Origin of the sequence: Mycobacterium sp. ITM-2016-00318 (assembly GCF_002968285.2) — a bacterium.
Lineage (GTDB): Bacteria > Actinomycetota > Actinomycetes > Mycobacteriales > Mycobacteriaceae > Mycobacterium.
In genome coordinates, this window is record NZ_CP134400.1 from 1767500 (window position 1) to 1791165 (window position 23666).

At 62.7% G+C, this 23666-nt stretch carries 20 protein-coding genes and 1 pseudogene; 11 read left to right on the top strand and 10 right to left on the bottom strand.

The window, feature by feature from the left end:
* Positions 1 to 6 precede the first annotated feature (6 nt).
* From C6A82_RS08575 to C6A82_RS08585, 3 genes are read right to left on the bottom strand one after another with little or no spacing between them, the layout of a single operon-like run.
* Positions 7 to 633: a maleylpyruvate isomerase family mycothiol-dependent enzyme gene (locus tag C6A82_RS08575; RefSeq protein ID WP_105345186.1), complete on the bottom strand. Its 627-nt coding sequence runs from the start codon at positions 631 to 633 to the stop codon at positions 7 to 9.
* Entirely contained in the window at positions 630 to 1118 is a 489-nt protein-coding gene (locus C6A82_RS08580) for an SRPBCC family protein (RefSeq protein WP_105345188.1), read from the bottom strand. The genes C6A82_RS08575 and C6A82_RS08580 overlap by 4 nt, the downstream gene beginning before the upstream one ends.
* On the bottom strand, positions 1115 to 1435 hold the full coding sequence (locus tag C6A82_RS08585) for a helix-turn-helix transcriptional regulator (protein WP_105345190.1): 321 nt from the start codon (positions 1433 to 1435) through the stop codon (positions 1115 to 1117). Before C6A82_RS08585 ends, C6A82_RS08580 begins: the two co-directional genes overlap by 4 nt.
* 955 nt (positions 1436 to 2390) lie before the next feature.
* Between C6A82_RS08585 and C6A82_RS08590 the strand changes: the two genes are divergently transcribed.
* On the top strand, positions 2391 to 2600 hold the full coding sequence (locus C6A82_RS08590; RefSeq protein ID WP_105345192.1) for a hypothetical protein: 210 nt from the start codon (positions 2391 to 2393) through the stop codon (positions 2598 to 2600).
* 10 nt (positions 2601 to 2610) lie between these two features.
* On the opposite strand, the gene C6A82_RS08595 is transcribed toward C6A82_RS08590, so the two are convergent.
* Entirely contained in the window at positions 2611 to 3366 is a 756-nt protein-coding gene (locus tag C6A82_RS08595; RefSeq protein WP_105345209.1) for a GAF and ANTAR domain-containing protein, read from the bottom strand.
* A 72-nt stretch (positions 3367 to 3438) separates the two neighbouring features.
* On the bottom strand, positions 3439 to 4146 hold the full coding sequence (locus tag C6A82_RS08600; RefSeq protein ID WP_105345193.1) for a GAF and ANTAR domain-containing protein: 708 nt from the start codon (positions 4144 to 4146) through the stop codon (positions 3439 to 3441).
* Positions 4147 to 4370: 224 nt separating this feature from the next.
* Here C6A82_RS08600 and C6A82_RS08605 point away from each other — a divergent pair, with 224 nt between their 5' ends.
* Complete coding sequence (locus tag C6A82_RS08605; protein WP_233216920.1) at positions 4371 to 4775, top strand: helix-turn-helix domain-containing protein; 405 nt, start codon at positions 4371 to 4373, stop codon at positions 4773 to 4775.
* A 48-nt stretch (positions 4776 to 4823) separates the two neighbouring features.
* On the opposite strand, the gene C6A82_RS08610 is transcribed toward C6A82_RS08605, so the two are convergent.
* Positions 4824 to 5066 (bottom strand): 4-hydroxyphenylacetate 3-hydroxylase C-terminal domain-containing protein, encoded by a 243-nt coding sequence (locus C6A82_RS08610; protein ID WP_255419236.1) that lies wholly within the window; start codon positions 5064 to 5066, stop codon positions 4824 to 4826.
* 366 nt (positions 5067 to 5432) lie between these two features.
* On the opposite strand from C6A82_RS08610, the gene C6A82_RS08615 reads away from it, so the two are divergent.
* Complete coding sequence (locus tag C6A82_RS08615) at positions 5433 to 5603, top strand: hypothetical protein (protein WP_233216921.1); 171 nt, start codon at positions 5433 to 5435, stop codon at positions 5601 to 5603.
* 62 nt (positions 5604 to 5665) lie between these two features.
* Here the strand turns inward: C6A82_RS08615 and C6A82_RS08620 are convergent, their stop codons facing one another.
* The gene (locus C6A82_RS08620) at positions 5666 to 6811 is read right to left on the bottom strand and encodes an alpha/beta hydrolase (protein WP_199193769.1); all 1146 of its coding nucleotides are present in this window, start codon (positions 6809 to 6811) and stop codon (positions 5666 to 5668) included.
* A gap of 158 nt (positions 6812 to 6969) precedes the next feature.
* Between C6A82_RS08620 and C6A82_RS08625 the strand changes: the two genes are divergently transcribed.
* From C6A82_RS08625 to C6A82_RS08650, 6 genes are all read left to right on the top strand, one after another.
* On the top strand, positions 6970 to 7866 hold the full coding sequence (locus tag C6A82_RS08625) for a helix-turn-helix transcriptional regulator (RefSeq protein WP_105345196.1): 897 nt from the start codon (positions 6970 to 6972) through the stop codon (positions 7864 to 7866).
* A gap of 173 nt (positions 7867 to 8039) precedes the next feature.
* Positions 8040 to 8417, top strand: coding sequence for a cyclophilin-like fold protein (locus C6A82_RS08630; RefSeq protein WP_142405951.1), 378 nt, complete (start codon positions 8040 to 8042; stop codon positions 8415 to 8417).
* Between the two features lie 55 nt (positions 8418 to 8472).
* Positions 8473 to 8961 (top strand): cupin domain-containing protein, encoded by a 489-nt coding sequence (locus C6A82_RS08635; protein WP_105345198.1) that lies wholly within the window; start codon positions 8473 to 8475, stop codon positions 8959 to 8961.
* A gap of 19 nt (positions 8962 to 8980) precedes the next feature.
* A complete protein-coding gene (locus C6A82_RS08640; RefSeq protein WP_233216922.1) occupies positions 8981 to 9772 on the top strand; it encodes a carboxymuconolactone decarboxylase family protein in 792 nt (263 codons plus the stop codon).
* A gap of 36 nt (positions 9773 to 9808) precedes the next feature.
* Positions 9809 to 10852, top strand: coding sequence for a zinc-binding dehydrogenase (locus C6A82_RS08645; RefSeq protein ID WP_105345201.1), 1044 nt, complete (start codon positions 9809 to 9811; stop codon positions 10850 to 10852).
* Positions 10853 to 10976: 124 nt separating this feature from the next.
* Complete coding sequence (locus C6A82_RS08650) at positions 10977 to 11759, top strand: SDR family oxidoreductase (RefSeq protein ID WP_105345202.1); 783 nt, start codon at positions 10977 to 10979, stop codon at positions 11757 to 11759.
* Between the two features lie 155 nt (positions 11760 to 11914).
* Here C6A82_RS08650 and C6A82_RS08655 read toward each other — a convergent pair whose 3' ends face one another.
* Positions 11915 to 12106, bottom strand: a complete 192-nt coding sequence (locus tag C6A82_RS08655) for a hypothetical protein (RefSeq protein WP_142405952.1) — start codon at positions 12104 to 12106, stop codon at positions 11915 to 11917.
* Between the two features lie 1566 nt (positions 12107 to 13672).
* On the opposite strand from C6A82_RS08655, the gene C6A82_RS08660 reads away from it, so the two are divergent.
* A complete protein-coding gene (locus C6A82_RS08660; RefSeq protein ID WP_142405953.1) occupies positions 13673 to 13951 on the top strand; it encodes a hypothetical protein in 279 nt (92 codons plus the stop codon).
* 26 nt (positions 13952 to 13977) lie between these two features.
* Positions 13978 to 14323, top strand: a pseudogene (locus C6A82_RS08665) (nitrilotriacetate monooxygenase); the annotation flags it as partial.
* 521 nt (positions 14324 to 14844) lie between these two features.
* On the opposite strand, the gene C6A82_RS08670 reads toward C6A82_RS08665, so the two are convergent.
* Entirely contained in the window at positions 14845 to 15075 is a 231-nt protein-coding gene (locus C6A82_RS08670; RefSeq protein ID WP_105345207.1) for an MbtH family protein, read from the bottom strand.
* 240 nt (positions 15076 to 15315) lie between these two features.
* On the bottom strand, positions 15316 to 23550 hold the full coding sequence (locus C6A82_RS08675; RefSeq protein ID WP_311101748.1) for a non-ribosomal peptide synthetase: 8235 nt from the start codon (positions 23548 to 23550) through the stop codon (positions 15316 to 15318).
* Positions 23551 to 23666: the final 116 nt, after the last annotated feature.

Below are 23666 nucleotides of genomic sequence, written 5' to 3' on the forward strand. Positions count from 1 at the left end.
TCGCAGTCAGAGCCGTTCGGCGAGTGTGGCTTGCCCACCGCCCGTCAGTTCGTCGAGGGCCGCGCGGCGGCCAGTCATCGCCATGAGGAGTGCCTCACCCGAACCGACAACTTCAGGTCCGCTGCCATGAGTCCAGTCGACGTCGGTCGCCTGCAGTCTTAACCCGCGGATGCGTTTTCCAGCGCCCAGGCGGGGATTACTAGGTACGAGCGGCAGGATCCGCTGGAGCCGATCAACTGGCACCGTACGCGGGCGGCCGAGGGCGCGGCGGATGTCCTGGTGGTGGATGGTGCCGTCCACAAGGGCGATCATTCCCTTGAACCCGGCGGTAAGCCCCTGGGGATGGAGATGTCTGCGCAAGAAGTCCATCAAGTCGTCCGTTGACAGCGGCGCGAACTCCTTGACTCCCACTTCGTTGGCATGGATGACCCGGCCGTTCGCGAACCGCTCGAGCAGGCCGAGGATGCTTAGCTCCTCGTAGCTGACGACATGGGCGACAACGTCTTTCACTGTCCAGCTGTCGCAGAGGCTGGCGGCGTTCCACTCCTCGGGAGTCAGCGTTTGAAGGAACGAGGCGAGGTCGGATCGCTCTTCATACGCCATGTGCATCAGAGACTTCGTGTCGGCACTCATCGCGACGCCTCCGCCATTGCCAAGTCGACGTAGCGGTGGAGATAGAGCGGCCACCCGGCTTCGCCATCGACTCCGTCGGCGACGGCTTGCCAGCCGACGCCGTGGCGGTCAAGGTGTCGGTGCTCCAACTCGACCCGGGTGCTCTCGGTGGATTCGGCGAGAAATCGCACCTCAACCTCACTCGACCGGGCGGGATCGCTCTCAAGTTGCCAGGTCGGCCCGATGTCCCACGAAAAAACCACCCGAGATGGCGGCTCGTAGACGAGCACTCGCGCCCATTCGCACCGGCTGCCATCGACCCCGACGTCGTAGATGTGGCCTCCTGCACGCGGCTCGAATACGGTTTCGGCGATCGGTACCGCAAGTAGGTTGTGTTCGCGCGGCTTGATGGCGTCGAATCGATCTACGAACAGGGCAAAAGCCCGCTCGATACCAGCGCTAACGACGACGCTTTTCCGTACCGGCTCTACCTTCGACGACGTCACGATTCGCCTCCTTCTTCATTGGCAATCAATTTGTATGCGTCTAGAGCCTTGCTCCAGAACACGTCCAACTCCGCTCTTAACGCCTCAACGCCCTTCGGATTCAGCTGATAGATGCGTCGCGTTCCGGCAGCCCGATCCTCAACCAGACCAGCGCATTTCAATACTTTTAGATGCTGCGAGACTGCAGGCCGACTTATCGGAAGCCCACGGGCCAGCTCGCCCACCGCCATCGGTCCCGCCGCCAAGCGCCTGAAGATCGTTCGTCGGGTGCCATCAGCCAGCGCCGCCCAGGGGTCAGCAACTTGGTAAGTGGTCACGAACGGTAAGTCTACACTTAACTAGACATCGACACGTCAAGCAACCGCCCCTTCGGTCGCATCCTCCCGAGGTCGGCCCGCCTCGGTACTTGCCCATGAGCCGGAGTCTAGGAACGGCCTCGGACAAACCGGCGTGGCCGTGTCCCGCGCTCAGGCTGGCCGTGGTAGCCCGAACGCCCGTTCGGTGTGTCCTAGCCGTGTCCTAAGACTCTCGACCACGGGCAAATACGCACTGGACACATGAGCACGGACCAAGCCCGCCGACGTGGACTTATCCGCACGCAGTAGACGCTGCGCCACAGCCCAGCACACGCTGATTCACACTGGCAGTGTGGGGGTCAGGGGTTCGAGTCCCCTTAGCTCCACTTATTTCCGCAGGGCAGAGCGCTGTTCTATAGGACGAAGTCTACATTCTTGACGACAATAGAGCCGCTACTGACGACAGTAGGCGAATGTCGCGACCCCCACATTGTCGGTTGAGTACTGGACAGTCGGATTCGAATGACCTGGCGACATGGGCCTATGAGTACGGCGGCGGCGCAAACTCAGGTCATCGCTTGGGCCCGCGACATGGTTGATGATTATCGGTACGCAGTCCACGCGACTGGCTAGCACGAGATTGTGCCATCGCGGGGGCATGAGATTATCGGTCGACGTGGGCAGACGTCTGGCTTTGCTTATCCTCAAAGTCAGTAATCGCATCAATTAGCCTGTCTCACAGGCTGTCTCGAGGGCGATAGTTCTGCAGAATGAGACTGAACTAGGACCGCAGCAGGGCCGTTAACCGCTGTGTTAGCCATTTTCGGGCAGCGGGAAGGTCTCCGTCTATTAAGAGCTGGGCGGATACCGCTTAGACGATGCGGGAGGCGGGCAGCATCTGATCGCAGACGACGGTCGATATCGCGTATGCGCGGCGCATCAATGACAGCTGGATCCGCGGCGCGACTCCGACGCCGTGGCGGCTGAGTCCGGCGTGGCTGCAGCCGTGTTGGCCAGATTCTTGGATGCAGGAATCACGGACCAGTCTTCCTGCACGCTGAACCCCGCCGCCTCAGCTCTTGGCGAACTTGTCCTGGTCAACATCGGCAAGAAATTTCACGAGATAAACGGCGTTGATCACTGTTCGGAATGCCTGATGACATCCACCATGTCGAAATCATCGTGACCGCCGCACGTCACGATGGAGGCGCCCCCACCATCTGCGTCATCGCCGCCAGGATGGTCTGGCGGCCCGCGGGTTCGGTGATCAGGCGACGGGACAGCTCGGTCAGGTGCTCGCCGTGGGTTCGCGCGTAGCGGCGCAGCAGCGCGAATGCATCGTCCACCGACATCTCTAGGCGCTGAGAGAGGAAACCTTTGGCCTGATCGACCACGATCCGGCTGGTCAACGCGGCGTTGACCTGAGGGAGCACGGTCGCCGGGGCGGGTGGGCGTTCCAGGATCGCCACGCTGGCAACATGTGCCAGCGTCTGGGCCACCAGCAGATCGGCGTCGTTGAGCTCCCCGACGCTGGTGCCGAACAAGCCCAGGGCACCTAGCACGGTGTTGGCTGCGCGCATCGGCACCGCGTGCACCGAGGGGAAGCCCGCGTCGGTGGCGGCCGCCACGAACCGCGGCCAGCGCGCCGCCTGGGTGTGCACGTCGGCCACCGAGATGGACTGCCCGGTGGCGTAGCAGTCCAGGCAGGGGCCCTGGTCGGACTGCAGCTGGAACAACTCCAGGTCGTGGAGCTTTTCCGAGGTGGCGGCCATCAGTTGCAAACGGCCGCGCGGGGAGGCGAGCAGCAATCCCGCCGCCGCGACATCCAGCAGCTGCGCGCACTGCTCGGTGAGCTCGGTTAGCAGGTCAACAACGTCGTAGTCGTGGAGCAGACTGTCCACCAGCGATACCACCGCGTCCAGGACGCGGGGTTCACGAGGTATCTCGGTCACTATCGGCTCCATTCTGCGCCGGTCACCGCCCGTCGGCAACGGAACTGGTGTCGGGCGTGCGATGACCGCACATCAGTCGGCCTGCAAGCGTAGTCGGCGAGCCAGGATGTCGCGGGCGACATTGGTGGCGCTTCGGCCGGTGACATAGGCGTGCGCGCGCAGCCGCACCAGGGCCACCGTCGGCTCGACCTCAAGCTGGGCCACCAGCATCCCGGTGGCCTGATTTACCTCGGCCCGCGACAACGTGGTCAGCTCGGCCCAGGAATCGCTGTCGGGGTCGCCAACCGCGGCCTGCATATCCTCTGCGAGGAGATCCAGCAGCGGTATCTTTACCAGCTCGGCCGCCACCAGCGCACCGGCCAGCTGCTCGGCATCCAACAGATCGGGGTCGGACCGAAACAGGTCCAAGGCTCCCAGGTATTGGCCGGCTACCACCACCGGCATCGCGTAAACGCCGCGAATCTGATGCGCCAGCATCGCCGTTCCATACGCCGGCCACCGAACAACATCGGGATCGGCCAGATCGGCCACCATCACTGGCGCGCGGTGTGCCACCGAGTCCAGGCAGGGCCCCTCACCCAGGGTGAACTGCAACTCGTCATACGCCCGTGCCGACGCCCCGCTGGCCCCCAGCGTGCCAACGTTGATCCCGTTGAAGACCAACGAAATTGCCGCCGCGTCGATGTCGAACAATTCCACGCAGGCCTCACACAGCCGATCGGCGGCCCTGACGCCCCGCCGGTCGCCGACGGCGGTAAGCAGCTGCTCGTGAATCGCCACCCCTAACCAAGCACGAGGCCGTCAAGGTCAGCCCAGGACCCCCCCGGATGGTGCGGAAGTAGCGTCATCCCACCTTGTCCCATCCCGATCGCACTGACCGCAGAGCGCTGACCACGACCCCAGCAGCCTCGACAATAACCCGTTGTCAACCTCCGCCTCCCTCGAGACGGAAACCGGCACCATGCCGAGGTGATCGACATGCCGACAACGAAGGAAATAACGAGATGACCGCGATGACCAAGCACGACGCCATCAACGCCGCGATGGGCCTCGCGGAGGACGTTGCCGAGGGGCGGCTCGATCCGGCGGTGCTCAAGCAGCAGGCGGTAACCGAGCTGCGTGCACTGTTCGGCACCGTGGTTGGGCCAGATGACCCGGCCTGGGACGTACAGGCCGACGTCGCCCGCCAGGCGATCGCGCTCGGCGCGCTGACTGCTGATGAACTCAGCGAGTGGGCGGCGGTCATGCGTCGCCGCACCGGAGGGACGCTGAGCGGGTCCGGCTTCGACGAGACCCTGCGTTGCATGCGGGAGAAGGGCAACAACGCCACCGACATCGCCAAGATGCTTGGAGTCTCCCGAGCTACGGTGTACCGGTACCTCGCCGGGAACCAGTCGCTTTCGGTGTAGATCCATCGGCGCGGTGGTTGCGCCCAGCCCATCGGCGGAGGGCGAGTGTCATTCAATTCCCGCTAGTCTGAAGACGTAGTTGACGGCTGCAGAGGAGTCGGAGGAGCGTGCAATCTGCATCTTCAATGCTTCCAGAAAACCTTCGGCGTGTGTGGCAAGGACGGCCTGGTATCCGCCGTAGTAGCGGGCGGTGAGGTCGGCGATGAAGTTCAGTATTCGGATCTGTTGCTCTGCCGGACAGCTGCGGAGTAGTACTTTTCGAGAATTGGACGGATACCGGGAGTGTTCCAGTCTTCTTCGCCTGGCCGGTGCCGAGCAACCCGCCGGACAAGTCCATCGGGGTGGCGGTCGCGTCGTGGTAGCCGGCCGCGAAGGCTTGTTTGGCGATGTTGACGGTTAGTGGATCGGGTAGCCACAGTCCGCCGTCCCCTTCTGCAGCGCGCATGGCGGCGAGCTGCGCCATTCTTCGAGACGGTTTCAGCCCCGGGGAAGTGAAGCTGTTGCGGTGTCCCGCGGAGTAGGGCGACACGTACAGCGACAGGCCTTTCGTGTCTATGGGAATGGCAAACGACACTGCGTAATCGGCGTCCTCGGGCCAATCGCCCAAGTGGTAGCACGATAAGTTCATCGGCGTGGGCTGAAAATGATGTGTGAGTCTTGGCTCCGCGCACGGTGATCGAGTCGGCGTCGGTCGACGATGTGGAGGTAGTGGTCCGGGTCGGGCTGCGCGGATGGACTCAGCGCGCGGTGTCCTTTGACATCGATTTGTGCCACGGCGAGCGACAGGTCTTCATCGAGGCAGAAAGACTCGAACACTCGCCGACGTGAGCCGGCGAGCGCCCGAGCCTATCCGTTCTGCTTAACCGGTCGGCCACGACGCGGCTGTGGCATCACCCCTGGTTGTTCAAGCTGTTCTGGAAGAACTTGGCCAACGTGTCGAACGGAATGAGGTCCACCCGGTCGTAGAGGTCGACATGGCCCGCTCCCGGGATCATCACCAGTTGCTTGGGCTCGGCGGCCAATTGGTAAGCCTGCTCGCTGAACTCACGAGAGTGAGCCTGATCGCCGGTGATGAACAGCATGGGGCGTGGGGAGATCGTCTCGATGTCCTCGAACGGGTAGAAGTTCATGAACCGAACGTTGCTGCTCAGCATCGGCTGGGTGCTCGTCGCTGGGCTGTTACCTCTGGCAGTGCGATAGAAGTCGTAGAACTCGCGGTCGATCGGCGTTGACTGGTCGGTGAGCTCAAACGGTGTGCCGCCCACGTATTCGACATCGCCGCCGACGAATTCGACGTCGCGCTGCGCCGCTGCCTGGGCAAGAGTCTCCTGTCGCTGCTCGGGGGTCATCGAGCCGCGCAGTCCATTGCGGTTGGCGCCGCCCATGTCGTACATGCTCACTGTGGCCACGGCCTTGATGCGGGGATCGATCTTGGCGGCACTGATCACGAAACTTCCGCTGCCACAGACGCCGAGCGCACCGATGCGTTCCGCGTCGACGAAGGACTGGGTGCGCAGGTAATCGACCGCGGCGCTGAAGTCTTCGGTGTAGACATCGGGCGCTACCAGATTGCGCGGTTCACCCTCGCTCTCACCCCAGTACGACAAGTCCAGGGACATGGTGACGAAGCCCCGCTCGGCCAGCTTGGCGGCGTAGAGGTTGGCGCTCTGCTCCTTGACCGCGCCCATGGGATGTCCGACGACCATCGCCGGGTTCGTGGTGTTGCGGTCCATGTCGTTGGGTACGAAGAGATTCCCGGTGACGTTCATCTGATACTGGTTCTTGAACGTGACCTTCTGCACGGTGACCTGGTCACTGCTGTAGAAGTTGTCCGCACCGTGGGATGTGTCCCCTGCCGGCAGGCTGGTCCCCGGTTGGGTCGGCGACGGCGTTGCGGTGCTGCGTTCCGCGGGCGCGCATGCCGCGGTGGCCAGCACGCCCAGCGCGGCCGCACCGCCGGCCAGCTTCATCAGTGTGCGACGGCGGCTGCCGTCCCGTCGTGTCCTTGTTTTGGTGGTCTCCAGTGCCGTGTTCATCTGAATTCTCTCCTGAGTGGTTCTTGCGGAAGAACGGCTGCCGTGCCGTTGCAGTCATCTATCAGGCAACACTGCCGGTCGCAGTCGTGGGAGTCCCTGATGAAGGGTGTACCGGTAGTGCATCCCACATCGGCGGCAACCCTCGTACCGTGGTCGATATGGACAACCGTGCCGAGGTCCGCGAATTCTTGATGTCGCGACGGGCGAAGATCACGCCGCAGCAGGCGGGCCTACCCGAGTTCGGCAACCGCCGAGTCCCGGGACTGCGCCGCGGGGAGGTCGCCTCACTGGCCGGCGTCAGCATCGAGTACTACAGCAAGCTCGAACGCGGCGGGCTCGCCGGTGTTTCGGCGTCGATCCTCGATGCCATCGCCCGGGCGCTACAACTCGACGACGCCGAACGGGCCCATCTGTTTCACCTGGCGCACGCCGCCGACGGCACCAGTGCAGGCATGCGCCCACGACGGCGTCCCGCCAAGCGCTGGGCTCCACGGCCCAGTCTGCGATGGGCCCTCGACAAGTTCACCGCCCCGGCCATCGTCCGCAACGGCCGGATGGACTTGTTGGCAGTCAACCATCTTGGCCGCGGGATGCATTCGTCGATGTACGACAGCGATCCCACCCGTCCACCGAACTTCGCGCGTTTCACCTTCCTGCACGAGGATTCGCGCCGCTTCTATCCGCACTGGGAGGAAGCCGCTGACATCTGCGTCGCCATTCTGCGGACCGAGGCAGGCCGTGACCCTCACGACGGCCTGCTTCAGGACCTGGTCGGCGAATTATCCACCCGCAGCCAGGATTTCCGCCGCCGCTGGGGCGCACACAACGTCCGCACCCACGGCGCAGGAGCCAAGTCGTTCCACCACGACGTGGTGGGCGACCTGGAGTTGTTCTACGAAAGCGTCGACATGATCTCCGATCCAGGGTTGACACTGACGCTCTACGTCGCCGAACCCGCCTCGCCGACCGCGCACGCACTTGACCTGCTTGCGTCGTGGACGGCCGAGCAGGTGCCCACCGCAGCCGACGTCGATCACTCATCGAGGCTGATATGAGGCCCTCGTCTCGGGGTCAAGGCCGGCGGCCGACCGCCCTGCGCATCGCCGGCATCGTTCACGTGGCTTGCAGCGCAATGCTGTTGGCTTCGTGCGGCGGGCAAGCGGAACGCGACGACACCCATTCGGCCACGGGCTCTGGCACCGCGTCGGCATGGAGTTCGGCCGCGCCGATGAGCGCGTCACCAAACAGTGCACCGCAGTTTCGCGTCGTGATCGGTGACACCACGCTCACCGGCCGCCTATTCGACAACGCCACCGCCAGAGACTTCGCCTCGCAACTGCCGATGGCACTGACCTTCGCCGACCTGCACGGTGTGGAGAGGGGCGCGCCGCTGCCCCGCAAACTGTCGGTGGAAGGCATGCCCGCCGGCGACGACCCGCAGATCGGCGATCTGGGCTATTGGGCGCCCAGCGGCAACCTGGTGCTCTACTACGGCGACGTCGGCTACTGGACCGGCATCATGCGCATCGGGCGCTTCGACGGCGACATGCAGGCCGTTGCCGCACAGTCCGGCGATTTCGACGCGACCTTCGAGCTCGTTCAGTAGAGCGACCGCACGTGGGGGGCTCGATGACGATGCCGACGACATAAGGACACAGACGATGAGGCAGATCTTGACGACGGCCGCACTGGTAGCAGCTGCGCTGCCACTGAGCCTGTTTGGCTGCGGCTCCGCGGGAGCCGACGGGGAGCGCATGGAGATCTCCCGCGAAAAGACCCGCCCAGCGACGCCGGGGCCTCACGAGACGTTCACCGGGGAGGTCAGCGTCAAGCCGCTCTACGGCACCGTCGACAGGCGCAACAGCAGTGCGGCTGAAGTCACGTTCAGCCCGCGCGCGCGCAGTGCATGGCACACCCATCCCGCCGGTCAGACGTTGGTCGTCACGGCCGGCACCGGTTGGGTTCAGGAGTGGGGACAGGCCAAGCAACAGCTCAATCCGGGCGACGTGGTGTGGACGCCACCGGGTGTCAAGCACTGGCACGGTGCCACGGAATCCACGGCCTTGACCCACATCGCCATCCAGGAACACGTCGACGGAACTGCCGTCAACTGGCTCGAGTATGTCTCCGACGAGCAATACACGAACTAGACAGGGAAAGGACCGAGCGGTGAGATTGCCGAAGTGGACCTTCATGGTCGCGGCGATGACATCGGTCTCGGTGTGGACCGCCGCATGTAGCAGTCCGGATCAACCCGCCGGATCGTCATCAGCGGCCATTGCGGACGTTGCGGCTGTGTCGCCTGCGCTGGATGACTACCGCGACCGGGTCATCGAGGGCGAGTTATGGCAGCGGCCCGGCCTCTCTCCCCGTGACCGCAGCGTCGTCACCGTCGCCGCGCTAATCGCCCGCAACCAATCCATTGACATGGCAGCGCAATTCGAGCGCGCACTGGACAACGGCGTCACTGCGGCCGAACTGTCGGAGATCATCACCCACTTGGCGTTCTACGCCGGATGGCCCAACGCGCTGTCGGCCGTCGCCACCGCCAACGACGTGTTCACCCACCGCGCCATCGACACTGACGACCTGCCCTCGGCCGACGAGCCTCTGCTGCCACTGAATCAGGCCGTCGAAGACCAGCGGCGGACCACCAACGAACAGAACTACGGTGCCGTCGCTCCCGGTGTACTGCAGTACACCACCGACGTCTTGTTCACCGACCTGTGGCTGCGTCCCGGGTTGGCCCCGCGTGACCGCAGTCTCATCACGGTCAGCGCGCTCGTCGCTTCGGGGCAAACCGGGCAGATCACCTTTCACCTCGGCCGCGCCATGGACAGCGGACTCACCCAAGACGAGGCTTCAGAAACGTTGACGCAGTTAGCGTTCTACTCGGGTTGGCCAACCGTATTCTCCGCATTACCCGTCTTCAAAGACGTCTTCGCGACCCGGCCACGCTGACCTCCGAAAGCAAACCACCACGAAAGGGAAATCAGCATGCGCGCGACACTCATGTACGGCGCCGGCGACGTCCGCGTCGAAGACGTCACCGATTCGACAATAAAGCAGCCCACCGATGCACTGGTGCGCATCACCGCGTCCTGTATCTGCGGCAGCGACCTGCACCCGTACTCTTCGATGAACTCCGCCGACGGCCCCGCTCGAATGGGCCACGAATTCATTGGCGTGGTCGAGGACACCGGACCCGAAGTGACGACCGTCAAGAAGGGCGACCTCGTCGTCTCACCGTTCTCGGTGTCGGACAACACCTGTCAGTTCTGCCGTGAAGGCCTGCAGACGGCCTGCAGCGATCCGGCGGCCACCTTCTGGGACAACATCCCCGACGAAGGCGCGCAGGCCGAGGCGATCTGCGTTCCTCTGGCCGACGGCACTCTAGTCAAGCTACCGGTCGCAGCGGACTCGGCTCTCATGCCGTCACTGCTCACCTTGTCCGACGTGTTCGGCACCGGCTACCACGCCGCGGTCATGGGTGGCGTCAAGCAGCACACCCGCGTCGCCGTGATCGGTGACGGCGCCGTGGGCTTGATGGCAGTGCTTTCGGCCAAACGCTTGGGGGCCGAGCAAATCATTCTGATGGGCCGCCATAAGCAGCGCACGGATCTCGGAATCGAGTACGGCGCCACCAACGTCGTCTCCGCTCGGGGCGACGAAGGCATCGCCGAGGTCCGCGAGCTCACCGGGGGTGACGGCGTCCACGTCGTCCTCGAGGCCGTCGGGCATATGCCCGCCTACGAACAGGCCGTCGGAATCGTCCGCGCTGGCGGGGTGATCAGTCGCGTCGGAGTCCCCCAATACGAGGACGCACCAGTCGGATTCGCCAGCCTCTTCGGACGCAACATCCGACTGGCCGGGGGGCCCGCACCGGCCAGGGCCTACATCGAAGAGCTGATCCCCGACATCCTCGACGGCACGATCAACCCGGGCAAGGTCTTCGACGCGACGACCGGCATCGACGGCGTCCCCGCCGGATATCAGGATATGGCCAATCGTAAGAGCCTCAAGGTCCTCGTCAATCCGTGAACCGGCACATCAGGACCAGTCCGCGACCTTAGCGCAACCACCGAACTCTCCTAATGAGTGCGCGCCACCCTATCGGGCCGCCTGTCCGGTGAAGCCATCGAGTAACTAAAGAAGGAAAAAACACATGCCAGAAGTCGACCGCACCTTCGCGGACAAAGTGGCCTTCGTGACCGGAGCCACAAGTGGAATCGGTCGCGCCACCGCATTGGCGTTCGCCAAGGCTGGCGCCGACGTCGTGGTCGCCGACATCAGTGGCGACGGCAACCGGGAGACTGCCGCGCTGATTGAAGCCAACGGAGGCAGCGCGCTTGCGGTGACGTGTGACGTCACCGACTCCGCTGATGTGCAGACTGCGCTGAACCGTACTGTGGAACGCTTCGGGCGCGTGAACTTCGCTTTCAACAATGCCGGTGTGGAACAGCCGAGCGCCACTGCCGCAGAGATCACCGAAGATGAATTCGACCGAGTCGTGCGGATCAATCTGCGGGGCATCTTCCTGTGCCTCAAGTACGAGATTCCCCTGATGCTGGCGAACGGCGGCGGAGCGATCATCAACACGTCTTCGGGCGCGGGAGTGGTCGGCATCGCCGGCCAAGCGGCCTACGCCGCATCAAAACACGCGGTGATCGGATTGACCAAGTCCGCGGCCTTGGACTACGCATCGTCGAATATCCGCATCAATGCGATCTGTCCCGGAATCATCGAAACCCCCATGATGGAGCGGTTCTCCGGCGGAAACGCCGAAGGCCGCCGACGTGTCATCGCGCAAGAACCCATCGGCCGCATGGGCCGACCGGAGGAGATTGCATCGGCGGTGCTGTGGTTGTGCTCAGACGGTGCCGCGTTCACCGTTGGGCACGCGCTGATCGTCGACGGTGGGCAGACGGTCGGCATCTTCACGCCGTAGCTAGCACAGCGCATGTGCCGCAGTGGCTTGCCCAGACGACCATCTTGGAAGTGGGTGTCCAAGCAGCTCCACTCCACGACGGGAGACCTTCGTCAATCAACGATCGCTACAGCGAGTCGTCACACTTTCTCAACCAACCTGCCTGGGCAGTACACCTAGGCCTTGACGGCTATGTTGCTGACGTGCGGGTCGTTGCCGCCACCGAGGTAGATGGCGCGCAGGTCCGGGATGACGGCGCTCACCGGGACGATGTAGTCGACCAGGTTGGCATTGACGATCTGACCGTCACGGGGATCGGTCACCGTGTGCTTCGAGCGGTCGTAGTACTCCATACTCACCCCGGCCAAGTCACGATCAGCGACGCGCGTACGTCTCGGTGTCCCGGCACATGACCAGGACGGCCATGCGCCTTGAGGACCGCCTCGTCCGGCTTACTCGGCCCTTACGGGGTCCCACCAATACAGGTAATGACAGTGCACCCCAAATGGGGATGGCACGAGCGTCACGTCGTCGTTGCACCGTGCGGACACACAACTATGGAATAGGAGCAGCATGAAACTGCATTACATCGCAACACTGTTCGTGACTGGTGCTGCCACTGCGGCGATCGCTGCGGCGCCAAGTGCTACCGCCGCAAGCGCAATCATCAACCCCGACACGGGGGGATCGACCAGCACGAATCAGCGGCCCGGTCACGTGGCGATTCAGGTTGAGCCTCCTACGGTGTCAGATGCGCGTAGTTACGGTCAGTACTCGTCGCCGGCGCCCATCCTCGAGGACTAGGGGATCAACCCTGTTTCCCCGTGCGCGAAATACCAACGGCGGGGCCGAAGCTCCTCGGAGGTGCACGATTCGTCTCGCTACGCGAGACTCGCCGCCGATCGTCACGGCCGGGACGACTGCGGCTCGGTACTCGGCGGGGGCCTCACAGGCCGGATCGTTGGGCGTAAAGGCAACGGCGCGTTACGCGGTTCGACGCTGCAATTCATCAAAGCCGTGAGTCGCCCGGCGATGTGCCGCCGAACTCCGATTACACCTGCCCATCGCAGTGCTACCTCGTTTCGAGGTGTCCGAGGGTGTGAGCGCCTGCATGAACAGAGACTGACGAAGGTCCGCGAGGGCCGTTTGGTTCCGGAGTGAGCTGGGACTCAGGTGGCGTGATTGTGAGGTTCTCGCCCTGCCAGTCCACCGGGAACAGGCTGCGTATTGCCGGGAGGAGAAGCTTCTCGACCACTACGTCGTAGTCGCCCACGATCGCCTGTAAGTCCAAAGTTGGTACGACTGCAACTTCTCGTCCCAGACCTCGTTTACTTATCCTCAGCGATTGGCGATTGGCGACGCGGTCGAGGCGAAGGCTCTTCGCTCGGTAGACCCGGTGAATGGGAGCTGCCACGCGGCGACGCGAGGCTGCACGTCGCTGACAGCTGGAGGAGATTAATGCTGGGAAGGGTAGGAGATTGATGCCATGATTTCTGGCCTTAAGGCCGTTTTGGATCAGGCGGCATTGAACCCGCGGCCTCTGCCGTCTCGTTGTTCTATCTGGGCGTCGAGTCGCATTGGCAGCCGTTGCTGGAGTTCTTGGCTGATGACGCTGTACCGAGAAGATACAAGAATCCCGCGCTGGATCGCCTCGTGTCCCTGAAGATTGCATTGCCAGAACAGCTTCCGAATATTTCAGGCAGCGCGGACGGGACCTTCTTTGGCGCAGGGATGTTATGCCTGTGGAGCGCGAACTATGCCTTCCGTATCCGGCCCTATTGCGCTTCTTGGGCTTTTATCGGCTGCTGGACGAGACAGACTTACTCGCGGGCATCAGCCGACTGGCGGGCTCAGAAAATCAAGATTGCAGGATTCAAGCCGCTAGGACGATAGCCACCTTGTGTGAACGGTGACCCGAGCCATGGATGATGGCTATGACGCTGCAACTGAGCTACGACCCGAGCTCGGAGATACAGGGCTATTCGGCAAGTGCTCTGGGGATAGTGGCAGGGCTACTTGTTGGTGAAGCGGGCACTGATCGCTTGATTGATCTGATGCAGTCTGACGGCCTCATCGCGCCGCTGCTAGCTGTCCGTGGGCTTGCGAAGAGTGAAGCTCGTCTCGCCAGCGGGATTCGCGAACTGCTCGGATCCCTGGCGCGGGAGCATCCATCGAATATGGAGCGACGTGAGGCAGCGGAACTGGTCACATAGCCCGCGCTGGTACCGCGCATCCACGTCTGGACGACAACGTCGTCGACGCCGACGTGCAGGGGATCCGAGGGCTGTTCGACGCCATCCTCGAGGCCAAGGACGGTGCACCGGTGACGGTGCGTGAGGCGGCGCAGATCTACGGTGTGTCGATGGGCGCGCCGGTCGCGGTCGGCACGCCATCGGATGTTTGCCGATCAGATGGCGCAGTACCTCGACGCGGGCGGCTGTAACGGGTTCATGTTGCTCGCCAGCGACACGCCGGGCTGCTTCAACGACGTGACCGAGTTACTGGTACCTGAGTTGCAGCGGCGCGGACGGTATCGCACGCGCTATCCCGGAACCACGCTGCGGGAAAGCCTGCAGGAATACTAATCGCGCGCGACCATCCTCTGCAGCGGGCAACCAATGGACTTAGGGCCAACTCTCCCACACGTGCTCTTGCGACTTTGTGCGACGAGCGATGAGACAGCAGTGCCCAGAGCCGCAGGAATGACGACGGTGCCACGGATTGGACATGACGCGTGTGCGCGTCATGGGCCTTCGGCTATCTTGCGCCTTCCCGGCGATGATGCCAACGGCCGGTGATCGGCCGTTCTACGGCGCCTCGCCGAACCTGCACGAGACGACTGGCGTGCAGGTGTTCGTCGCCAGGCGCGAAGCGGCCACCATGACGGTGCCGAGCGGGTCGCCGGCCATGAACCACGGGTGCTTCATCGACGACAGTTTTTTGACGACAACCGTGACGACAGTTGCGTGCCCAACTACACCAACAACACGTCGTTGCGGCTGCTAAACGGCCTGTTCACGAACCTCTGCCTGGTGCTGGCAGTGTGGGCGTCAGGGTTCCAGTCCCTTAGCTCCACTCCATTTACGAACCTTCCAAGCCCGACGGCTTACTCATCACAAGCCCGGCCCGACGCCGACCTCTCTCGCAGACTCCGCGGGCGTATATCGGTCCAGTTCTCTTCGATGTAGTTCAGACACTCGCCGCGGGCCGCTTCGCCATATAACACCCGCCAGCCGGCTGGAATATCGGCAAACGATGGCCACAGGCTGTGTTGTTCCTCGTCGTTGATCAAGACGTAGAAAGTGCCATCCTCATCATCGAACGGGTTGGTGCTCAACGGTTCTCCATTCCTCCTGGCGGCCCTTGATCGCTCGGACTTCGTCGGTGGTTAACGGCGTCGTCAATATACAAGAGGCCCACCGGGTCGATTGCGCTTCTCGGCAAAGTCAGGATGTGACTGGTTGCCCACTCTTGCCGACGGATGCGGGCGTGCGCGACCACAAACTGTCGCCTTCACTCCGCGCTGAACCGGACGCACGCCGTCATAAGCTGCGACCGGGGTTGCCGAAAAAGACCGTTACAGCAGCCCAAGCAGCTGTAAGTCGGTGACGTACTTGAGGATCACCTCCGGCGTCACGCGCGGAATGTCGTTAATGGGGCCAATCTTTGCTTTCCGCACCGCGGCACGGAATAGGTCCGCTGGACCATAGGATCCCCGCATCGGCTCTGCGATCGACGGCCGTCCAAGTTGCACGGCGATTCCGGCCCAATAGTCCGTGCCGCTGAGGTCCGCCGTGAAGGTTGTGGCAGCCGTCGCCTCGTTGATTGCGAGGCCGATCTTGGCATCCGACACGGTGGTTTGCAGCCAACGATTAGTACCGCCGCTCGGGGAGCACATGGTGGCACTTCCCTGGTTGGCAAACACCTGCACGATCAGCTGGCCGAATTCAAGGGTTACCGTCTGCGATAGCGCCCCTCCCGCCCCCGTCCGGTACGCGGAGTTTGTGATAAGCGAGGCCCAGGAGATGTTCTGATACGAAATTGTGTTTGCAACGACGTAGCCACCGGCGGTCCCGGTGAAACTGACGGTCTGCTGTCCGCCCGGCGCGTTCGCAAGTCCGAATAGTTCCAATGTGCCGTGGGTATAGTCATTGTCCAGATAGACCTGTCCCAACGGTGTCATTGCGTGGCCGCCGTACGTCACGGCCGAGAATTCACAGTTGGATCCCTCGCCCTGCCCGACGACCGCCAATAGGACGTAGGCGCCTGCGGTCGCAGTCTGGGGGAAGCAGAATGGACCTGGCCCCTCGCCCTTGACTCCCGTTCCGACAGTGTCGTAGACAGGGGTGAAAACGGGCCGCAAGTAATCCAGATAGCCCGAATCACGCAACGCCAACACCGGCTGCACCGAGTGCAGGCGCTGGCGATCTGGCAGGGTCCGCAAGGCTGTTTCGAACCGCTTCTCCCACTGCCCAATGTCGTCAATACGCTCGATCGAGTAACCGGCCTCGATCAGCCAATCGACGTACTCGTCGAGGCCGATACCGTCGTCGTGCGGGTTCATGACGTGATAAGTCTCGAATCCGTCGAGCACCTGAGCGCCTAGCGCTGCGACAGCCTCGGCAATGAATTCGACTGGCAGCGCATCGAAGTGGGTACGCTGCCGGTTGCCGTCCGGGTCGGGTGGAAAGAACGAGGCGGGTGCCACACCGGTGGCCATCACGCTCAGCACCATCCGGGTGAACATGTCCGACACGTTGAGCTGCCCCGCATAGGTAGTGTCGGCCAAAATCATGTCGCAGCGAAACACCGCGACCGGTAGTCGGCACGCTTCATGGGCCTCGCGGAGCAGCACTTCGCCGGCCCACTTGCTGTTGCCGTAACCGTTGACGTAGCTGCCGTCGTTGGTGCGGGTAGGGCAGATGACCCGGATGTCGGCATCTTCGGTGAACTCCGATGGTTCAATCTGGTCACCTACATTGCCTGTCGAAACGTAGCTGTAGGCCTTGAGTTTTGTGGTGAGTCCGATCCGGATCAGCTCGGCGGTGCCCGCGACGTTGGGCCCGAACAACGCGCTGTATGGCAGGACGCCGTTGACCATGGCTGCGGAGTCGACGATCAGATCGACGGTGTCAGCCAGCTGCTGCCATGTCTGCTGGTCCAATCCCAGATTGACTTCGGCCTTGTCGCCCGCCAGGACCCGCAGATGATCAGCGGCCAGTTTCTGAAAATGGGCGATTAGTTGCGGGTCACCGCTGTCGAAAGTCTTGTCCAAGCGTTGCCGCGCTTGCTCGTTGGATTCGGCACGCACCAGGCAGATCAACGTGCCGTCGACTTCGTTCATTCGCTCTAACAATTTTAGTGCAAGGTAGCGGCCGAGGAAACCGGTGGCGCCGGTCAGTAAGACCGTACGCACTTCGACGCTCGGGCCGGGTAGTGTCGTTGCAGCGGTGAGGATGTCGGTGTCGATGAACTTGTCTAACCGGAGGTCGTTGGCGTGTACCTCGGCGGCATCGCGGCCGTGCACAGAGCCGAATAGCTCCATTGCGGTGGCATGCGTGCCCAATTGGTGGATCAGGCCTCTCACTGTGGGTGCGTCGAAGAGAGCTCGTACTGGGAGGTCGTAGTCGAGGGTGGTGTTGACGGCGGCGATCAGGCGCATTGTCGAAAGCGAGTCTCCGCCCAGTTCGAAGAACGAATCGTCTACACCGACCCGCTCCACGTCGAGGATGTCGGCATAGATCCCAGCCACAAGTTCCTCGATCGGGCTGCCCGGAGCCCGATAATGGCCCCCGAAGTAGTCCGGCGCCGGTAGGGCGGCAATATCGAGCTTGCCGCTGACCGTCAACGGCCACGCTTCGATCACCACGATCGCCGCCGGCACCATGTAGCCCGGTAACTGTTGAGCCAGTGCGGTGCGCAGTTCGTCGGGATCGACATTCCCGGCGACATACCCCACCAGGCGCTTGTCGCCAGCACGGTCTACCCGGGTGATTACCGCGGCCTGCTCCACCCCATCCAGTGCGGCCAGTGCGGTCTGGATTTCTCCGAGTTCGATGCGGTGCCCACGGATTTTGACCTGCTCATCGGCACGTCCCACGAAGTGCAGCTGCCCGTCGGCATCCCAGGACACTAGATCCCCGGTGCGATACATCCGCTCACCGGGCTTGCCGAACCGGCACGCCACAAACCGCGAGGCGGTCAATCCACTACGGCGCCAATAACCCACGCCCACACCAGATCCGGCGATATAGAGCTCACCGACTACCCCCGGCGGTACCGGACGCAACCACCCATCCAGCACAAACAACCCCGCACCAGCCACCGGCGCCCCGATCGGCGCCGCACCCGAACCCGCCACCAACGGCGCGCTCATCGCCGCGCAGATCGTGGCCTCTGTCGGCCCATAGGCGTTGACCATCAACCGCCCCGGCGCCCACCGATCCACCACCTCGACCGGACACATCTCACCGCCGGCCAGCAGTGCTATTGGTTCCAGTCCCTGCGGGCTGAGCGCGGCCACCGCCGACGGCGTTTGACTCAACACCGTCACTCTCTCGGCGACCAGCAGCGCATGCAGCTCATCCGGCGACCGAACCACCGAATCGGATACCACCACGAGCCGGCCACCCGAAAGCAACGCGCTCCAAATTTCCCACACCGAGAAATCAAACGCCAACGAATGGCACTGTGCCCACACGTGATCCGGCCCCACCAAGTTTGGATCCATCGAGGCCACCAGCCGGGTCAGGCTGCCATGAGTGATCGCCACACCCTTCGGAACCCCGGTCGTCCCTGAGGTGTAAATCAGATACGCGATGTCCTGCGGCGAGGCCTGCGGCCCTCTAAGCTCCGCACCTGAATATCCCTGCGCCGAATCGATATCGATGACATTGACGTCGAACGCGTCCAATCGCGGTCGCAGCGCCGCAGAAGTGATCACCGCGACCGGGGCAGCATCAGCGAGAAGCAACTCCAATCGCGCAGCCGGCGACACCGGGTCGATCGCCACATAGCAGGCCCCGGTCTTAAGCGTTCCCAACATCGCGACAATCGCGGCGAGGGAACGCGCCATTAACAGCCCGACACGCTGTCCCGGGCCCACACCCTGTCCGACCAGCAAGTGCGCCAATCGGTTGGCGGCCTCGTTCAACTCCCGGTAGGTCAGCGACGAATCCTCGAACGACACCGCCACCGCGTCCGGCGCCCGTCCTAGCTGAGCAGCGAACAGCGCCGGAATCGAGAACTCGAACGGTACTGGCTCGTTCAACACCTCCCGGTGACTCCACTCATCTAGGCGTTTGTGCTCTACCTCATCAGTTATGTCGATCGATGACAGCTGTACTTCCGGATCAGCGGTCATCACGGACAGCACTCGCTGGAACCGCCTCACCAATACTTCGATACTGACCGAGTCGAACACATCCGTACGGAACTCCACCGCCCCAACGATTCCGGCCGGCTCACCATCCTCATTCCAGCGTTCGTCCAGCGAAAATGCCAGATCCATGCGAGCGGTGTGGGTTTCCGTCGGCAGGGGGGTGACCTGCAGGTCACCGAGCTGCAAGTTCGCCGCAGAGTTACTGCCCTGTCGGGCGTAGTTCTGCCACCCCAACATCACCTGGAACAGAGGATGATGCGCCAGAGTGCGGGTGGGGTTGAGCCGTTCCACCAAAACCTCAAACGGCACATCCTGATGCTCGTAGGCGGCCAGGCTGCGTCGACGAACCTGTGCCAGCAGCTCGCCAACGGTGGGATCTGCACTGACATCCACCCGCAGTACCAGCGTGTTGACGAAGAATCCGACCACCTCGTCCAACGCAGGATCGGCGCGGCCCGCGATCGGAAAACCTAGCGCTACATCAGAACTCGCACCTATCTGAGATAACAAAACCGCCAAAGCGGCCTGCACCACCATGAAACTGGTCGCATTGTGCTCACGCGCTACTTCAGCGACCTTCTTCTGTAACTCCGCAGGCCAGTCCACCTCCACCCTGGCCCCACGATGATCAGCAACCGCCGGATACGGCCGATCCGTCGGATATGCCAACCGATCCGGCAAATGAGCTAGCGCGTCGACCCAGTACCCGAGCTGCTCAGCCAGTCGGCTACCGGGATCGTCAAGATCTCCCAGAAGGGCGCGCTGCCACAACGTGTAATCGACATACTGCACCGGCAAAGGTGCCCACCCCGGGGCTTGACTTGTGGATCGGCTGGCATACGCAACGCCCAAATCACGCGCCAGTGTCGTGATCGACCAGCCATCGGCAGCGATATGGTGAACCACCGCCACCAACAGATGTTCATCCTCATCAAGACGGAGAAGTGTTGCACGCAGGGGGATCTCGGATGTCAAATCGAAGGCGTGGCTCACTACCCCGCCGACAGCCTCAGTCAACCGCTCGGTCGACCACTCAGCGGCATCGACAACAGCCCAACCGAAATCGGCAGCCTCTACACCGACCACCACCTGTTGGGGGACACCGGCTACCGCAGGGAACACCGTGCGCAAGCTTTCATGCCGGGTCACGACATCGGCCAACGCAGCGCCGAAGGCGTCGACGTCCAGGCGCCCACAAAGCCGCAGCACCACCGGCATGTTGTAGGCGGCGGAGGAGGCTCCCAACAACTGATTCAAAAACCACAAACGTTCCTGAGCGAAGGACAATGGCAGGACCTGCGGCCGCGGCTGCGGCTCCAGCGCCGCCAGTTCCCCCTCACGCCCGGTGATGTGCAGCGCCAACCGGGCAATTGTGGGCGCCTCGAATACCGCGCGCACCGATAGGCGGGCGGCCAGACTCGCGTTGATGGCCGCGACCAACCGCATCGCCGACAATGAGTTTCCTCCGAGATCGAAGAACGAGTCGTTGGCCCCGACCCGACCCACCCCCAACACCTCGGCATAAAGCCCAGCCAGGATTTCCTCGACAGCACCAACTGGAGCGCGATACGAATCGACGTCTTGATACTCAGGTGCCGGCAGAGCGCGGATGTTGAGTTTGCCGTTGACCGTCAACGGCAGTGCGTCAATGACCACGATCGCCGCTGGAACCATGTGGGCTGGCAACTGCTCAGCCAAAGCCGCGCGTGCTATGGCCGAATCTGTTGTGCCACATATGTAACCGACGAGGCGCTTGTCGCCAGCATGATCTTCCCGGGTGATTACTGCGGCCTGCTCCACCCCATCCAGTGCGGCCAGTGCGGTCTGGAGTTCTCCGAGTTCGATGCGGTGCCCACGGATTTTGACCTGCTCATCGGCACGTCCCACGAAGTGCAGCTGCCCGTCGGCATCCCAGGACACTAGATCCCCGGTGCGATACATCCGCTCACCGGGCTTGCCGAACGGGCACGCCACAAACCGCGAGGCGGTCAACCCGCTACGGCGCCAATAACCCACGCCCACGCCAGATCCGGCGATATAGAGCTCACCGACTACCCCCGGCGGTACCGGACGCAACCACCCATCCAGCACAAACAACCCCGCACCAGCCACCGGCGCCCCGATCGGCGCCGCACCCGAACCCGCCACCAACGGCGCGCTCATCGCCGCGCAGATCGTGGCCTCTGTCGGCCCATAGGCGTTGACCATCAACCGCCCCGGCGCCCACCGATCCACCACCTCGACCGGACACGCCTCGCCAGCCACCACCAACGCGACCGACTCCAGCCCCGACGGCGACAACACCCTCACCGCCGACGGCGTCTGAGTCAACACCGTCACTCCCTCGGCGACCAGCAGCGCATGCAGCTCATCCGGCGACCGAACCACCGAATCGGGCACGACCACCAGGCGACCGCCATGCAGAAGAGCGCCGAAGATCTCCCACACCGACGCGTCAAACGCCAACGAATGACATTGTGCCCACACCTGCTGCGGTCCCGCCAAAGCCGGATCCATCGAGGCCACCAACCGGGTCAGGCTGCCGTGAGTGATCGCCACACCCTTCGGCACCCCAGTGGTCCCTGAGGTGTAGATACGGTAAGCGATATCGTCGGGACACGGGCCCGCCAATGGCCAGCTAAGCCAGGTGTCGATCGTGGGATCGCTGACGTCGATGACCCTGCCCTCGAAACCGTCGAGTCGATCGGCTGACTCGGCGGTGGTGATGACCGCGACCGGCGCCGCGTCGCGGAGCATGAACTCAATCCGGGCTGCCGGGTGCGCCGGGTCGATCGGCAGATACGCTGCCCCTGTCTTGAGCACCGCTAACATCGCCACGATCGCTTCAGCGGACCGGGTGAACAACAACGCCACACATTCACCACGGCCAGCCCCATGGTCGGCCAACAACCATGCCAATCGATTCGCTGCGTCATCAAGCTCGCGATAGGTCATTGACCGGCCCGCACAGCGAATCGCGACCGCTTCGGGGGTGCGCGCCGCGTGCTCAGCCACCGATGCCGGAATTGATGCCCGCACCGGTGCCGGCCCAGTCAACACGGCCCGATGACCCCATGCCTGCAGCCGGGCTTCCTCACGGTAGTTGATGACATTCATCGAGGACAATGAGCGACTCGGGTCATCGGTCATCGCCGCCAGCACGCGCTGCAATCGCCCCGCCAAATCCGCCGAGTCAAAACTCGAGAACGGACGCCCAGAGCCCGCGGTGCTCAAAACCTGCTCTTCACCGACTCCAAGGAAATGAAAGCCAAAGTAACTTTGCGGGCCATAACTGGTATAGGTTGCCATTCCCTTTAGACCGCCGAAGTCCAAACTGAGTCTGGTAGGGATGAAATTGAGCATCACCCGATTCGATTCCGGCCTCCGACTGCCAGTGTCACCGTCACCCTCAAGATTCCACACCGGGAAGCGCTGATGTTTCAGCGCCTCGCGGATTCGTGTGTCAGCGTTTTGGCAGAAGTCGGCAACTGAAGCTTTTGGTGACACCGACAAAACGAGCGGCACAACTCCGGCAATCATTCCGGGAAGCAACTTCAATGCTGGATGTAGGCGCCGGCCGACCGGAAAATCGAACACTACCTGCGACCCCTTGGTGCTGAATCCGTGCACCAAAAGAGCGCATGCCGCTGCCGGAACCGACGATCGGCGGATCCCTAGCGCTTTGGACAGCTCCTTCGTGCGGGCGATGACCAATGGGTCCAACTGCACGGGGGCAGACTGCCCGGACGACTCGATCTCGCACTTAGTCCGCGGTGACTGAAAATCCAGTTCATTGTCATTCGGCAGCCTGTTTCTCCAGTACGACTGATCGCGTAGATATTCAATAGACGCGTCGTATTCCAGCTCGCTGCGCACCAAGTCCTGCAGTTTGCCGAAGAAGGCCGCAGGAATGGGATCCCCAGAAACCATTGCAGTGTAAATTGCGGCAATCCGCCGGCCTATCAGCGCCATGCCCGTTCCGTCTGTGATGAGATGGTGGCAGCATGTGAACCAGTAGCATTCATCGGTCCGCGTCTGGAACAACGCAAATTTGAACAGTGGCCCAGTCATCGACATCGGCGTGTGCTTGATCGACGACGCTATCATTTGGGCTTCCTGCGCCGGATGGTCCGAGTGGCGCAGGTCGTAGAAGTCCAGTTCGATATCCGGGTAATCGATTACCCTCTGGAAAACTTGGCCATTCGCCTCGAAGAACGCGGCTCTAGTTGAATCAGCCTCGTGCAGCGCTTGGCAAATCGCCATCTCAAAGAACTGACGGTTTACCAACCCCTCGATTCTCACGAATAGCCCGAGCTGCCATTCGGTCCCAGGTTCGCTGGCTTGGGCAAGCCATATGTCTAATTGCCCTCGCGTCAGGGGGAGCGCGCGATCATCCAATTCCATCATATTTCCCAAAACTTGACGGCTCATCGATCAAAGCGCAACCCTTTGCTAGCCTTCGAAGCAAGCGCTTCGGTCGTATGTTAACTGTTTCGTCAACGACGTTCGGAGAAACGATGTTCGAAGAGGTGGACCGGATGATCGAC

What these genes read in the sequence shown, in the direction of transcription:
- C6A82_RS08645 (WP_105345201.1), top strand. Translation starts at nt 9,809, where the DNA reads ATGCGCGCGACACTCATGTACGGCGCCGGCGACGTCCGCGTCGAAGAC.
- C6A82_RS08635 (WP_105345198.1), top strand. Translation starts at nt 8,473, where the DNA reads ATGAGGCAGATCTTGACGACGGCCGCACTGGTAGCAGCTGCGCTGCCA.
- C6A82_RS08630 (WP_142405951.1), top strand. Translation starts at nt 8,040, where the DNA reads ATGAGCGCGTCACCAAACAGTGCACCGCAGTTTCGCGTCGTGATCGGT.
- C6A82_RS08650 (WP_105345202.1), top strand. Translation starts at nt 10,977, where the DNA reads ATGCCAGAAGTCGACCGCACCTTCGCGGACAAAGTGGCCTTCGTGACC.
- C6A82_RS08660 (WP_142405953.1), top strand. Translation starts at nt 13,673, where the DNA reads ATGACGCTGCAACTGAGCTACGACCCGAGCTCGGAGATACAGGGCTAT.
- C6A82_RS08620 (WP_199193769.1), bottom strand. Translation starts at nt 6,811, where the DNA reads ATGAACACGGCACTGGAGACCACCAAAACAAGGACACGACGGGACGGC.
- C6A82_RS08575 (WP_105345186.1), bottom strand. Translation starts at nt 633, where the DNA reads ATGAGTGCCGACACGAAGTCTCTGATGCACATGGCGTATGAAGAGCGA.
- C6A82_RS08625 (WP_105345196.1), top strand. Translation starts at nt 6,970, where the DNA reads ATGGACAACCGTGCCGAGGTCCGCGAATTCTTGATGTCGCGACGGGCG.
- C6A82_RS08675 (WP_311101748.1), bottom strand. Translation starts at nt 23,550, where the DNA reads ATGAGCCGTCAAGTTTTGGGAAATATGATGGAATTGGATGATCGCGCG.
- C6A82_RS08605 (WP_233216920.1), top strand. Translation starts at nt 4,371, where the DNA reads ATGACCGCGATGACCAAGCACGACGCCATCAACGCCGCGATGGGCCTC.